The organism is Ancylobacter koreensis (assembly GCF_023016525.1).
GTDB lineage: Bacteria > Pseudomonadota > Alphaproteobacteria > Rhizobiales > Xanthobacteraceae > Ancylobacter > Ancylobacter koreensis.
The window spans coordinates 1132152-1145569 of the sequence record NZ_JALKCG010000001.1; the positions used below are offsets into that span (position 1 = coordinate 1132152).

12 protein-coding genes are annotated in these 13418 nt (G+C 65.8%); 11 read left to right on the forward strand and 1 reads right to left on the reverse strand.

Annotated features, from left to right (window positions below; genetic code table 11):
- Positions 1–188 precede the first annotated feature (188 nt).
- The 6 genes from MWN33_RS05185 (at position 189) to MWN33_RS05210 (ending at position 6341) form a co-directional block, all read left to right on the forward strand.
- Positions 189–1130, forward strand: coding sequence for an NAD(P)-dependent oxidoreductase (locus MWN33_RS05185; protein WP_247199329.1), 942 nt, complete (start codon positions 189–191; stop codon positions 1128–1130).
- A 61-nt stretch (positions 1131–1191) separates the two neighbouring features.
- Entirely contained in the window at positions 1192–2169 is a 978-nt protein-coding gene (locus tag MWN33_RS05190) for a tripartite tricarboxylate transporter substrate binding protein (RefSeq protein ID WP_247199330.1), read from the forward strand.
- A gap of 26 nt (positions 2170–2195) precedes the next feature.
- Positions 2196–2714, forward strand: a complete 519-nt coding sequence (locus tag MWN33_RS05195; protein WP_247199331.1) for a tripartite tricarboxylate transporter TctB family protein — start codon at positions 2196–2198, stop codon at positions 2712–2714.
- Between the two features lie 19 nt (positions 2715–2733).
- Positions 2734–4242: a tripartite tricarboxylate transporter permease gene (locus MWN33_RS05200; protein WP_247199332.1), complete on the forward strand. Its 1509-nt coding sequence runs from the start codon at positions 2734–2736 to the stop codon at positions 4240–4242.
- A 20-nt stretch (positions 4243–4262) separates the two neighbouring features.
- Positions 4263–5186 carry a beta-keto acid cleavage family enzyme gene (locus MWN33_RS05205; protein WP_247199333.1) on the forward strand — a complete coding sequence of 308 codons (924 nt, stop codon included), beginning with the start codon at positions 4263–4265 and terminating at the stop codon, positions 5184–5186.
- Between the two features lie 69 nt (positions 5187–5255).
- Positions 5256–6341 (forward strand): AbrB family transcriptional regulator, encoded by a 1086-nt coding sequence (locus MWN33_RS05210; protein WP_247199334.1) that lies wholly within the window; start codon positions 5256–5258, stop codon positions 6339–6341.
- A gap of 41 nt (positions 6342–6382) precedes the next feature.
- Here MWN33_RS05210 and MWN33_RS05215 read toward each other — a convergent pair whose 3' ends face one another.
- On the reverse strand, positions 6383–7381 hold the full coding sequence (locus tag MWN33_RS05215; RefSeq protein ID WP_247199335.1) for a LacI family DNA-binding transcriptional regulator: 999 nt from the start codon (positions 7379–7381) through the stop codon (positions 6383–6385).
- Between the two features lie 117 nt (positions 7382–7498).
- Between MWN33_RS05215 and ltnD the strand changes: the two genes are divergently transcribed.
- The 5 genes from ltnD (at position 7499) to MWN33_RS05240 (ending at position 13371) form a co-directional block, all read left to right on the forward strand.
- A complete protein-coding gene (gene ltnD, locus MWN33_RS05220) occupies positions 7499–8395 on the forward strand; it encodes an L-threonate dehydrogenase (protein WP_247199336.1) in 897 nt (298 codons plus the stop codon).
- A 313-nt stretch (positions 8396–8708) separates the two neighbouring features.
- On the forward strand, positions 8709–10427 hold the full coding sequence (locus tag MWN33_RS05225) for a toll/interleukin-1 receptor domain-containing protein (protein WP_247199337.1): 1719 nt from the start codon (positions 8709–8711) through the stop codon (positions 10425–10427).
- A 159-nt stretch (positions 10428–10586) separates the two neighbouring features.
- Positions 10587–11450 (forward strand): hypothetical protein, encoded by an 864-nt coding sequence (locus MWN33_RS05230; protein WP_247199338.1) that lies wholly within the window; start codon positions 10587–10589, stop codon positions 11448–11450.
- A gap of 8 nt (positions 11451–11458) precedes the next feature.
- Positions 11459–11854 carry a hypothetical protein gene (locus MWN33_RS05235; protein ID WP_247199339.1) on the forward strand — a complete coding sequence of 132 codons (396 nt, stop codon included), beginning with the start codon at positions 11459–11461 and terminating at the stop codon, positions 11852–11854.
- A gap of 308 nt (positions 11855–12162) precedes the next feature.
- Complete coding sequence (locus MWN33_RS05240; RefSeq protein WP_247199340.1) at positions 12163–13371, forward strand: tetratricopeptide repeat protein; 1209 nt, start codon at positions 12163–12165, stop codon at positions 13369–13371.
- Positions 13372–13418 lie beyond the last annotated feature (47 nt).

Sequence of the window (13418 nt, forward strand, 5' to 3'; positions counted from 1 at the left end):
CATTCTGCGCTGCGCCGCAAAAACGGTCGAACGTCGCTAAAAATCGTCATCTTCCGAAATTCGTTGTTGACAATGAGACTGAGGGTGCGAGGCTTGGCTCCGGAAACGCACGTCCGGTGCAAACAGGCGCCGGCATCGCCATAGGGCTCGGCAGGCGACGTCAGATCGCTGCGGCCCGGGGAGGAGCAATGAAGGTCGGTTTCGCCGGCCTCGGCGCCATGGGCGCGCCGATGGCACATAATCTCATCAAGGCCGGTTTCTCGCTGACGGTGCATTCGCGTCGCCGCGAATCCGCCGAGCCGCTGCTGGCCAAAGGCGCCGAATGGGCCTCGACGCCGCAGGAACTCGCCCAGCAGTCCGACATCGTGCTCACCAGCCTGCCCGACCCCGCGACCGTCGATGCGGTGATGGACGGCGAGACGGGCCTGCTCGCCGGGCTGCGGCACGGGAGCTGCTTCATCGACCTGTCGACCAATGCGCCCGCCTCGGTGCGCAGCCTGTCGCAGAGACTGGAGGCGCATGGCATCGGCATGCTGGACGCCCCGGTCAGCGGCGGCCCGAAGGGCGCGGCCTCCGGCAAGCTGGCGATCTGGGCCAGCGGCAGCCTCGCCGCCTTCGAGACCAGCCGGCCGGTGCTGGAAGCCATGGGCGACCAGGTGCGCTTCCTCGGCGAGATCGGCAACGCAACCGTCGCCAAGCTGGTGCACAACTGCGCCAACTACACGATCAACCTCGTGCTGGCGGAGGTGTTCACCCTCGGCGTGAAGGCCGGCGTGCCGCCGCTCGAACTTTTCGCGGCCGTACGGCAGGGCTCCCTCGGTCGCCAGAGCACCATCGACCGGCTGGCCGACCACTTCTTGCCGGCGCTTTTCGAGACGCCCTCCTTCGCGCTGAACCTCGCGCACAAGGACGTGGCGCTCGCCACCGGGCTGGCGCGCGACGTCGGCGTGCCGATGCGGCTGGCCAATCTCGCCTACGCCGAAATGACGGAAGCCCTCAACCGCGGTTGGGGCGCCAATGATTCACGCTCGGCCATGAAGCTCCAGACGGAGCGGGCCGGGGTGGAGATCGAGGTGCCGCAGGAGAGCCTGCGGGCCCTGATCAAGAACGAGCCGCTCGACCGGCGCTGACGCCGGACGGAGGAAATGACCGGCGAAAAAACAACAGCCGGATTGGAGGAGGAAAAGACCCATGGCAACTCGCATTGCGTGCACTTTTGCAGCTCTCGCCTCGCTCGCGGCTGTCGCCGCGGCCGGGCCGGCCCTCGCCGCCGACAAGATCGCCTATCCCGTCACGACAGGCACGATGATCATGCAGTCGAGCCCCGGCTCCGGCGGCGACCTGTTCCTGCGCGCGGTGGCCGACGCTGCGAACCGCCAGATCGGCGCGAACTTCGCGGTCGAGAACGTGACCGGCGGTTCCGGCGCCAAGGCGATGGCGCTGCTCGGCAAGAGTCCCGGCGACGGCAGCATGCTGATGGGCGTCTCGCCCACCTATGTGAACACCTCGCTGCTCAGCAAGCCGCCGGTGAGCTACACCGACCTGCAGCCCATTGTCCGCCTGTTCCTCGACTCGGTCATCGTCGTGGTGCGTGAGGACAGCCCCTACAAAACGCTGAAGGACGTGATCGAGGCGGCGAAGAAGGCGCCGCATTCGGTGAAGGTCGCGGTGGGCGAGCCGGGCGGGCTCGAAACCCAGACGATGATCGAGCTGATGCAGAAGACCGGCACCCAGCTCACCGTCATCAGCCATGACGGCGGCGGCGACGCGCTGCTGAGCGTGCTCAACGGCACCGGTGACATGGCCATCGGCGAGGCGGCCGAGCTGAAGAGCCAGCTCGACGCCAAGCAGATCCGCCCCATCGCCGCCTATACCGAGGCGCGCATCGCCACCTTCCCCGACCTGCCGACCGCGCGCGAGCAGGGCATCGACATGGTGGTGCAGAAGTTCCGCGGCATCATCGGCCCGAAGAACGTCTCTCCCGAAGTCATCAAGGCGTGGGAGGCCGCCGTTCCCAAGATGCTGAACGATCCGGCGTTCAAGAAATGGTACGAGGAAGGCGCTCTCATCCCGGCGTTCCAGCCTCATGACCAGTTCGAGGCGTTCATCGACAATTTCGGCGCCAAGCAGAAGCAGTTCTTCCTCGACAACAACATGATCAAGGGCTGACGCCCGGACGTCGGGAGGAGTACGACATGCTCACGAGAATCGTCACCGGCCTCGCGCTGATCGTCCTGTCGGGTCTCTACTGGCTGCAGGCGGACGCCATACCCCAGAGCCCGATGAGCGGAAGCGTCGGCGCCGACGGACTGCCCAAGCTGCTGGCTCTGGTGCTCTGCGGGCTGTCGCTCATCTTCGTCGTGCAATCGATCCTGGTGCGGCAGCCCCTTGCCGCACCAGGCATCCCCGAAGACGACCAGGACGAGGACGACGCCGCCTTCACGCGGCGGGGCCACGTGCTGGCGGGGGCGCTGCTCGCCATCTCCATCGTCTACTCGGTGATCCTGCCCTATGCCGGCTACACCGTGGCGATGGGCTTCCTGCTGCTGGCGGTCGGCGTCTTCTACCACCGCCGCATGAGCGCGGGGATCGCGACCTTCGCCATCCTCGGTGCCGTCGTCTTCCACCTCATCTTCATCACGCTGCTCGGCGTGCGGATGCCCGAGGGCATCTGGCCGAACGTCCTTGCTTTCCTTCACGCCCACACCGCGTGACCGGACGGAGAGACCGCAAGTGACCAATCTCTATTACATCTGGGAGGGGCTCACCTCCCTGCCGATCCTGCTCGCCGCCATGGCCGGCGTGCTGTGGGGCATGTGCGGGGGTGCCCTGCCGGGCATCTCGACGGCGATCGCCATGTCGCTGGTGCTGCCCTTCACCTATGGCATGGACCCCTCGGCGGCGCTGGTGCTGCTGGGCGCCATCTATATCGGCTCGGAATATGGTGGCTCGATCCCGGCCATCCTGATCCGCACCCCGGCATCGGGCTCTTCCGCCGCCACTGTCGTCGACGGCTATGCCATGCAGCGCCAGGGGCGGGGCGGCGAGGCGCTTGGCCTGTCGCTGGTCGGCGGCACCATCGGCGGCTTCGTCGGCCTTCTGCTGCTCAGCCTGCTGACCCAGCAGCTTTCCAAGGTGGCGCTGTGGTTCACGCCGCCGGCCTATTTCGCGCTCGGCATCCTCGGCATCAGCGTGATCGCCTCGCTGTCGGAGCGCAACGTGATCCGGGGGCTGATCGCCGGCGTGCTCGGCCTCATGGTGGCGACCATCGGCACCGACCCGGTGTCCGGCGTGATGCGCTTCACCTTCGGCTATCCCGAGCTGATGGGCGGCGTGCCGGTCATCATCGTGATGATGGGCGTGTTCGCTGTCACCGAGCTGATGATCCAGGCGCGCGAGCGCGACTACTCGGAAGACGTCACCGAACGCTCGACGCGGCTCAAGCTGCCGAGCCTGAAGAAGCTGTGGAGCCTGCGCGTCCCGCAGATCATTGCCATCGTCTTCGGCACCATTGAGGGCCTGACGCCGGGCGGTGGCGGCTCCATCGCGGCCTTCATGTCCTACAACGAGGCCAAACGCTGGTCGAAGGAGCCGGAGAAGTTCGGCAAGGGCTCCGAAGAAGGCGTCATCGCGCCCGAGACCGCCAACAATGTGGTGGCCCTGACCGCGCTCATCCCGACGCTGAGCTTCGGCATTCCCGGCACGGCGACCGCGGCCATCCTGCTCGCCGCGCTGCTGATCCACGGCCTGCATCCCGGCCCGAACCTGTTCACCAGCCATCCCGAAGTCGTCTACCAGCTCTTCAGCGGGCTCTTTCTCGCCAATCTCGGCATGTTCGTGTTCGGCCTCATCATCCTCAGCCCGATCATCTGGCTGGTGAACCGCCCGCGCGCCTATCTGCGCGCCGGCATCTTCGGGCTGATCTTCTCCGGCATCTATTCGGTCAATGGCAGCGAGTTCGACCTCTATCTCGTGATGGCCATCGGCGTGGTCGGCTACCTGCTGCGCTCGCTGCGCTTCCCCTTCCTGCCTTTCGTCCTCGCCGTGGTGCTTGGCTACATGATCGAGGCCAATTACCGCCGGTCGCTTCTCATCACCAATGGCGACCACATCGTGTTCCTGCAGAACCCGATCAGCGTCTGCCTGCTCGCGCTCTCCGCCCTCTTCATCGTGCTTCCGCTCTACCGGCAGTTCCGGCAGCGGCGCCGGTCGTCACAAGCCGCCCATCCTCAGCAGCCGTGAATACAAGGAAAGGAAACCCTATGGTCCCCGCGATCTCCAACAAGAAGTTCATCATTCTGGCGCGCGTCAACGAGTACAAGATGCGCGACAAGAACCCTCACATCCCCTTCACCCCCGACGAGATCGCCGACGCGGCGGTGGAGTGCGAGGCAGCGGGCGCGGCGATCATCCATTTCCACGCCCGCACCCCGGACGGCGGCAAATGCTACGATCCCGAAGTGTATCTGGAGATCGCCCGCAAGATCCGCGAACGCACCAGCCTCATCATCGATTCGACGCTGGGCCAAAACACGATCAAGGGCGACGAGGCGCGCTCGGCGCATATCGTGAAGATGGGCGAGGACCCCGATGCGCGCGCCGACATGGCGGCGATCGACGTGGGCAGCACCAATCTCGACGTCTACGACTACGAGACGAAGCAGTTCGAGACCACGGACCACACCTATGTGAACACGGTGAAGACCACCATGTTCCTGGCCGAGCGCATGCACGCCAACGGCATCCGCCCGCATCTGTCGTGCTGGACCATCCCGTTCCTGCGCCAGACCGACGCGCTGCTCGACATGGGCGTGTTCAAGGAGCCGGGCTTCATCCAGCTCTGCTTCTGCGAGGGTGGCATCGTCGGCGGCCACCGCTGCACCACGGACGAGGCCATGGCCTATATCCGCGCCATGCCGACCAGCAAGAAGGTCGAGTGGACCTGCAACTGCAAGGAAGGCAACCTGCTGCCGGCCGCCACCCTCGCCATGGAACTGGGCGGCCACATCTCCATCGGCATCGGCGACTACGAATATCCCGAGCTCGGCTACCCCACCAACGGCCAGCTTGTTAAGTTCTTCGCCGATCTCGCCCGTGGCTACGGGCGTCCGATCGCGACGCCGGCCGAGGCGCGCGAGATGCTCGGCCTGCCGGCGCAGGAGAAGCGCATCACCCGCGCCGCCTGAAGCCTTCCCGAGTGCCTTGGGCCGGAGCGCTTGCGGGCGCTCCGGCATCCGCCAACGAATACAGTTGCAATGACCCGCTCAGACTTCGGGCGAAGTGCCCTCGACACCGCTGTCGCGCTCGCCATAGGCGGGGCCGGCGGGACGCTGTTCTTCGTGCTGCATTCGCCGCTTCCCTGGACGCTCGGCTCGCTCTTCGCCACGGCGCTCGTCACCGGTTTCGGCGGCAGATGGTTCCTGCCGCGCTTCGCCTGGGCCTTCGCGCGCCCCTTCGTCGGCGTGCTGGCGGGCAGCGCCTTCACCCTGCCGGTGATCTTGAGCATGCCCGGCTGGTGGGACTCCATACTGGCGCTCGTCGTCTATTCCGGCGTCATCACCGTGCTCGGCTGGCTGCTCTTCACCCGCGTCTGCAAATATGACGACGTGACGGCGTTCTTCGCCTCGGCGCCCGGCGGGCTCGGCGAGCTGTCGCTGCTCGGCAGCACGCTCGGCGGCAAGGTGCGCACCATCGTGCTCATCCATGCGGTGCGTATCGTGGTTGTCGTGTTCACCGTGCCCTTCCTCGTGCAGTGGCTGATCTGGCCGACCGTGCTGCCCTCGGGCGGCGCGGCGGCGAACCATGCCTCGGTCGGGCTGGAGCTTTCCGACTGGCTGGTGATGACGGCCTGCGGCGTCGCCGGCTATTTCATCGGCCGCCCGTTCCGCAGCTTTGGCGGCGTGATGCTGGTGCCGATGGCGCTGAGCGCCGCCGTGCACATCGCCGGCCTCACCGCCGTCTCGCCACCCTACTGGCTGGTCGCGGCGGTGCAGGTGGTGATCGGCGCCATTTCCGGCGCGCGCTTCGCCGGCACCACCTGGAACGAGCTGCGCACCACCGCCTTCTTCGCCTTCGTCTGGGCGATCGTCATCCTCGTCACCGCGCTGTTCGCCGCCTGGCTGTGCACCTTCTTCTCCGACGCGCCGCTGGTCGCGCTGGTGCTTGCCTTCTCGCCGGGCGGCATCGTCGAGGTGACGGTGATGGCCTATGCCATCGGCCTGCACGTCGCCTTCATCGTCACCTGCCAGATTTGCCGCACCACCCTCGTGCTGCTGATCACGCCGGCGCTGTTCCGGCTGGCGCGCATAACCGGGCGCCTGCACGGCGACGAGATGGATTGACGCCCATGCCGCATTCCATCCCAGGCCGCGCCGCTCCCCTCTCAGGCCGTCGCGCCCTCGATCAGGATGAAGCCGAGGTCGACCGTCGCGGCGGGCTCGTCCGCAAGCGCGAGGCGTGCCGCCTCGCGGCCGATCTCCACGCGCGGTGTCAGTATGGTGGCAAGCGGCTGCGGCGCGAGGCGCGCCACGTCCAGCCCGTTGAAGCCGAACAAAGCGAGGCGTTCGGGAATGGCGATGCCGCGCGCGACGCAGTGGAAGTAGCCGCCGATCGCCATGTCGTCATTGGAGAAATAGACCGCGTCGAGCGCCGGCGCGCGCGCCAGCAGCCGCTCCAGCCCGTCGCGCCCGGCGCCGATGGAGGAGGGGCCGGCGTGCAGCTCGCGCGCGACCAGCGCGAGGCCGTGCCGCGCCAGCTCCGCCTCGAAGCCGGCCAGCCGCTTGCCCGCGCGCGTGTCGCGGGAAATCTCGTGGCCGACATAGCCGATGCGCCGGTAGCCGCGGCCGATGAGATGGCGGGCGCTCGCCTCCGCCGCCGCGCGGTTCGAATAGCCGACAACAATGTCGAGCCCCTCGCCGTCGACATCGAGCATCTCGACCACCCGCGCGCCGGAGGAGCGCAGCCTGTCCGGCGTCGCCCGCTCATGCTCCAGCCCGGTGATCATCACCGCGGCCGGGCGCCAGGCGAGCATGGAAGCGACAAGCTCGGCCTCGCGCGCGCCGTCATAGTCGCTCACCCCGATCACCGCCTGGTAGCCCATCAGGTCGAGCTGGCCGGCGGCGCCGCGCAGCAGATCGGGAAACACGATGTTGGTCAGCGAAGGCACCACGATGCCGACCACGCGCGAGCCGGCCGCCGCCAGCGTGCCCGCGATGCGGTTCGGCACATAGCCGAGCGCCGCCACCACCTGCCGCACGCGCGCGCGCGTCTCCTCCGACACCGAGCCGCTGTTGCGCAGCACGCGCGACACCGTGCTCTCGCCGACGCCCGCGGCGGCGGCGATGTCCGACAGGCGAAGTGATGGAAAGTCCTTCCGGGTCATGGCCGGGTCTTACCACGCGCCCCTGCCGGCGGGGAGGGGAGGGGCCGTCATGGGTGTTGGCAGCGCTGCCAATGCGTGCAAACCTTCATCATCGACACGCGTAAGGGCGGCCCGCACATGGAAATCGCAGTCATCGGTCTCGGCTCCATGGGGCTCGGCATGGCGTGCTCGCTGCTGCGCGCGGGGTTTTCCGTCACGGGTTGCGATCCCGTCGCCGCGCAGGGCGAGCGGCTGGCGGGCGAGGGCGGGCGGGTCGCCGCGACGCCAGCGCAGGCCTGCGCGGGGGCGGATCTGGCGGTTCTCGCCGTCATCAACGCCGCGCAGACCGAGGCCGTGCTGTTCGGCGAGGAAGGGGCGCTGACGGCGCTGGCCGAGGGCGGCGTGGTGATCTCCTGCGCCACCATGGCGCCGGAGGCGGCGCGCCGGCTCGCCGAGCGCACGGCGGCGGCCGGCTGCCACTATCTCGACGCACCGATGAGCGGGGGCGCGGCCCGCGCGGGCAGCGGCGAGCTGACCTTCCTCGTCTCCGGCGGCGGGGCGGGGCTGGACAAGGCGCGGCCGGCGCTGGAGGCGATGTCCGCGCGCATCTACGAGCTTGGGGAGGAGCCCGGTACGGGGGCGGCGTTCAAGATGATCAACCAGCTGCTTGCCGGCGTGCATATCGCGGCGGCCTGCGAGGCGATGGCCTTCGCCGCCCGGCAGGGGCTCGATCTGGCGCAGGTCTATGAGGTCATCTCCAACTCGGCCGGCAATTCCTGGATGTTCGGCAACCGCGTGCCGCACATATTGGCGGGCGACTACACGCCGCTGAGCGCGGTCGACATCTTCGTGAAGGATCTCGGCATCGTGCAGGAGATGGCGCAGTCGGCACGTTTCCCGGTGCCGGTGAGCGCGGCGGCGCTGCAGATGTTCCTCGCCACCTCCGGCGCCGGCATGGGCCGCGACGACGATGCCTCCCTCGCCCGCCTCTACGCCCAGATCGCCGGCGTCGAGTTGCCCGAAGCGATGCCGTGAGCTGAGCCCGGCGGTATCCATCCCGGCAACGCCGCGATGCGAGGGTCGAGATGGCGTGGCAATGGCCGGCGATGCGCGGGCGGCTTGTCTATGGCGGCGCCCTCCGCGCCGGCGGCCGATGCTCGTCTTCGCGAACAATGCGCGGGTCTGGGCCGCGCCGTCGACGGGCAGGCGGCGGGGAAGCCAGCCCGGCATGATCCTTGCGTTCCCGTAGATTCACAAAGGCGCGCGCTGAACCCTGCAACATTGAGTTGAGTCTGACAAAAACTTGTCGCTATAGTGATGGGAATGGGGCTTTGCGGATATTGCCGACATGCCGGATTTGTTTATTTGTTATTCGGCCAAGGACAGAGAGCAAATACGCCCCATCGTCGCAGCATACCGACGTGCCGGCCTCGATGTTTGGTGGGACCAGTGCCTGGAGGAAGGGGATTGGGGCCCGCAAATCGAAGCAGCCCTGAAGGGTGCGCGGCGTGTGCTGGCCTTTATCACGCCCTATGCTGTCCGTTCTGAAAATCATTTCATTGTAGCCGAAATCGCTCAGGCGCATCTCGCCGGCAAGCTCATACCGGTGAAGGTCGGCGAATTCGAGATTCCCTATATCATCCAGGGATACGTTTTCGGCAAGCAGATGGCGCTCGTGAGCGATTTCGAGGCTTTCGTTCGCGGGCCGGATTTCGAGCGGGTATCCAGCATTTTATCGAGGGTGAGCGGAGCAGCCGCTGCGCCCGAAGCGAATCCAGCGAGCGAACTGGTCGATCAATATGCCGACCCCGCGAGCCTCGCCCTGGCCCTCGCAGTGGCGGTTGCGGAGAACGCGCCCCTCGCGGCGATCACTGAAATTGCGGAAGATCTGGAGCGGCGGTTCACCAAGCTGATCGCCCCTGCCCCGACAGAGACCGGGGGGCAGCCTTTCTCGGCGTTTCTGCAGAGTAACGCGCGGCGCTTGCAGGGCATCAGCGCCGAAATCCATTATCGCAAGCACCGGCGCTACAACACGAATGTCGAATGCGTCCGTTTCACGGATTCCGAGCGTGCGGCAAAGCTGCTGGAGCGTGTCTGGCGCGAGCTTGACGGGTTACGTCCTACGCTGATCGAGTGGCTGGACCATCTGTCCCACACGGCCAGTGCGCCGTTGCGCCAGCGCATTGCACTGGTGCTCGGCGTCTTGGCGCGGACGCCGGCGACCTTCGGCTCGGTCTATGATGGGCTGTTTGATCGATGGATCGTCCATGAGGGAGCCGCCGCCCGCGAACTTGTGGATCTGGCCCTGTGCTTCGTGGTGCTCGACAAGCGGTTGGAAGCGACCATAAGCCAGCGTGTCCGCGAGTATGCGAGAAGCCAACGTCCCGATCGGTTGCGCGCGGCGATCGAGCTGGCCTGCGGCTTCACCGGCTCGCGCATTCAGGGGCTTCCGGTCGAAATCCTCAAGACGGTCGCCCAATCTCGGCACAAGGACTTCAAGGTGCTGAAAGCCATGGACGACGCGATCACCTTCATGATCGCGTCGAGCGGCGAGAGGGACGATGCGAGCCTGCTCGACTGGCCCCGGCTCATCAACGACCTGTCGGACTGGGCGCGGAGCCCGGATCAGCGGACTCCGCAACGTCTGCCAATGTATCTTTTCCTCAGCCTGATGGGAAAGATGTCGCTCCGTTCCCACCCGAGCGTTGCCGGGGTTCTCTCGCTTGAGGCTCTGGTCGAGGCAGATGCGCAGTCGTTCGAGCGGTCTGTGTCGGTGCTTGAGCCGACCGCGAGAGTCTTCGAGGCGGCGCTCCGTGATCCGGGAGACGAAGAGTTCCGGCCGCGCGACGCCGCTCTCGCGATCCTCAAGGACTGGATCGCAACGAAGCCAACGGCGACCGCCGTCGATCCGCTTCTTACCCTGCTTCGAGAGATCCATGCCGCTTGCCCAACGACGCGGGACCGAGATCGCCTGATCTACGCCGTGCGCAGCCGATATGAGCGGGAGCAGATTTCCGTAGGTGGCAGGGCGCCGGCTCCGGCTATCGTCGAAAGGGGCGTCGCGTGACGGAGTGCCTCGATTCGATGGTCGAGCCGTCGGCCGTGCCGTCTCGTTTCGGTGGCGCAGAAAGTGTGGCGGATCCGCCCGCCGTCGGGGTGCCTCTGCCGACCACAGCTCTGCTTTGCAGCAGTATGGTTCACGTCCCGCGCAAGATTTGAGGCGAGCATGGCGCTTTTCGAAGGACCGGATTCCAGACTTCCCAGCTTTCGTGCCGGTTTCGTCGTGGTCGCGGCGGGTCCGAAGGGAATTCGATCGCTCGCCAATGGAGCACGTCTCACCTGGGGTGAACGCGTCTTCGGTGGGTATAATGCGTTCTATTATGTCGATATCGGCGTCAATTCATACACCAAGTCAATCAAGTGCTCTTCAAAGGCGATTGGGATCGACTTCGACGTGGTGGTTCGCCTCAGCTTCACAGTCGAGGAACCAACACGCGTCGTTCAGTTCGGCCTCGGTGATCCGGAGGCGCTTTTCGGCGCACCGGTGCATCGCCTCGTCGCCGATGCGGTCAGCCGCTTCACCGTCGACCAGTCCGCCGACGCCAAGAAGGCTGTCGACATCGCCTTTAAGAAGCTGGCGGCCGACCCGGCCGTGAAAGTGCTCAACGCCACCTCGGAGGTGAAGGCGGATGCTGCTGCGCTCCCATTGCTGCGGACCATCGCGGAGGAGGGCATCTCAACGATGGCACACCAAGCCACCGCACGCCTCGACAAGGCGCGACGGGACGAAATTCTGGCGCTGCTGGATTCACCGAACCATCTGCTCGCCCAGAGTATGATCACGCGGGATCCCGCCTTCCGCGAGGCGCTGAACTACAAACTCACGGAACTCAACAGCGACCGCCAGCGGCAGATCGATCTGCTGAAGATGCTGATCGCTGAGAAGATCATCGAGCCGCACGATTTCGAAGGCAGATACCGCCCGCTCATCGAAGCGGCGATGGCAACCTTACGCGGCCCTATCCTCCCGGCACCGGAGCCCCCCGTCGCCAGTATCGCCGCGCCTCCAGGCAACCGAACGCCGGACTGACAGGCAAGATGCTTGACTACATAGCTCCGCCTTTTCTCGCATTGTCCATACGGCAGCTGGTTGAGGCGATCCCCAATCCGTATCAGGCCGCAGCCTTTGCTTTCATCTTGTCTCTGTATGTCTACGTCGTCGTGCGGGTCGCGGCCTTGGGATATTGCTACGCCGACTACGCGATCGCGACCTGGCTTCGGCAGCGGAATGGCCGCCCCTCGGCAGTCCAGTACTGGCTCGGGGATCGGATCGAGGTGGTCCATAACTATGTCGCGCTGGCAGGAACCCTGCTGACGCTGGCCGCAGTCGCTTACGAGGTCGTAGCGTTCGGTGTTCAGCCGAGAGAAGGCACGTTTCTGTTCCAGTTCAAGACGCTTGTCTTGGATTTCATCATGTTTCTCTGGAAGGCGTGAGCCGATGCTGACCGATCTTCGAAGGTCGGAAGCCTTTCTTTTTTCATTTGAATCGACGGGTGCCTGAATCTCGACCGATACGCGCGACGGCAAACCGTCCGCCATTCCTCTGGGTCTTGGCTTCGCAGTGGCCTGAACGTGGGGTTGGACAGATGATGTACTCTAATGATCTCCATCCGTCGGCGGGGCGATGCGTCCGGGCGCTGGCTCTCACGCTTTTCTTTTCCGTGCCCGCCGAGGCCCAGACGAGTTCCGTCGGCCAACCGCAGGCTGCGGCTGCGGAAAAGTTTCAGGGGGAGTGCGAAAGGGTGCAGAATGTCTCCCTTACGATCCGCGAACCGCTCCCTGTTTTCTCCGAGTATGGCCACGTCCGCCAGCAGGCGGTCTCTCGGGCCAGAAAGCAGGCGATCGAGCGGGCGATGGACCTTGAGGCCGCCTCGTCCAGCGACATCAGGAACGCGCTGAGCAACGAGCTGGTCGACAGCGCGCCCGCCGACAGCACCTCCGGCGGGTCGAGCGGCCTGGTGCGGCCGCGCATCGAATCCGAGAAGGTCAGGCAGATCGACGGCGGCAATGTCATGGAACTCGCGGTCCTGGTTTCAATCTGTATCCCCAGGACGCTGAAGGTTCCTCCGCGCCGGATCGCCGATCCGCCCGGCAACTTCTTCGACCCTCTGTCCGGTGCGGCCACCGTCTGGTACTGGCGCTCTGCCGAGGGCGACTTTGAATTCTACGACAATCAGGGCTTTCACCCCGGAACCGGTGACGCGCTCAAGCCGATGACGCGCGAATTGGTCGCCGAATGGCGGGAGCAGGAACAGCGCAGGATCGAGAAGGGGCGGCAGCAAAAGGAGCAGGAATTCCGCGAGGCGCAATCGCTGACGCGCTGCGACGAGTTGGCGGCCAACCCTCATGATCTTCAACGCCCGAATACGATACCCGGCGCCGAATACGCATTTCTCAAGCTTAACGGCCGGGAGGCGGTTGACGCCTGCCGGGACGCGCTGAAGCGGAACCCCAGGGATGGAAGAATTTCTTACCAGCTAGGCCGCGCGCTGCAGGCCCAGCGCGATCTGCGTGCGGCCGTGAAATCCCTCACGGTCGCGATCCAGCTCGATCACGTCGTCGCGTATGACAATCTCGGTTGGATCCTGCTTGGGCAGGGAAAGCTCGCCGAGGCTCGCTCGATGTTTGTCAAGGGGGCCGCTGCGGGCGATCCCTCCTGTATGGTCAGCCTTGCGGGCCTGTATGAAGAGCAGGCGAGGTCAGGCAGCTATGACGCCATGATGACCCAGGCAATCCGTCTCTACGAACAGGCGGCGGCGCTCGGCAACAGCGTGGCGCAACGCCGTCTTGTCGAATTGCCGGCCGAGATGCGGGCTCGCAAAGAGGAGGAGAATCGTCTGGCACAGGAACAGGCCAGACAGCGGGAAATGGAAATTGAGCGCAACCGGCGGGCGATGGAGTTGATGAACCATATGATCGGTACATTCTCGCGTGGCATTGGGGTGCGCTGACGCTCGTCTACACGGAAGGTATCCGGTGCGTGCCGGGGCGCGTGCTT

Excerpts from the sequence above, each read along its gene's own strand:
- MWN33_RS05230 (WP_247199338.1), top strand. The coding sequence starts at position 10,587 with ATGGCGCTTTTCGAAGGACCGGATTCCAGACTTCCCAGCTTTCGTGCC.
- MWN33_RS05190 (WP_247199330.1), top strand. The coding sequence starts at position 1,192 with ATGGCAACTCGCATTGCGTGCACTTTTGCAGCTCTCGCCTCGCTCGCG.
- MWN33_RS05195 (WP_247199331.1), top strand. The coding sequence starts at position 2,196 with ATGCTCACGAGAATCGTCACCGGCCTCGCGCTGATCGTCCTGTCGGGT.
- MWN33_RS05185 (WP_247199329.1), top strand. The coding sequence starts at position 189 with ATGAAGGTCGGTTTCGCCGGCCTCGGCGCCATGGGCGCGCCGATGGCA.
- MWN33_RS05225 (WP_247199337.1), top strand. The coding sequence starts at position 8,709 with ATGCCGGATTTGTTTATTTGTTATTCGGCCAAGGACAGAGAGCAAATA.
- ltnD (WP_247199336.1), top strand. The coding sequence starts at position 7,499 with ATGGAAATCGCAGTCATCGGTCTCGGCTCCATGGGGCTCGGCATGGCG.
- MWN33_RS05235 (WP_247199339.1), top strand. The coding sequence starts at position 11,459 with ATGCTTGACTACATAGCTCCGCCTTTTCTCGCATTGTCCATACGGCAG.
- MWN33_RS05205 (WP_247199333.1), top strand. The coding sequence starts at position 4,263 with ATGGTCCCCGCGATCTCCAACAAGAAGTTCATCATTCTGGCGCGCGTC.
- MWN33_RS05215 (WP_247199335.1), bottom strand. The coding sequence starts at position 7,381 with ATGACCCGGAAGGACTTTCCATCACTTCGCCTGTCGGACATCGCCGCC.
- MWN33_RS05210 (WP_247199334.1), top strand. The coding sequence starts at position 5,256 with ATGACCCGCTCAGACTTCGGGCGAAGTGCCCTCGACACCGCTGTCGCG.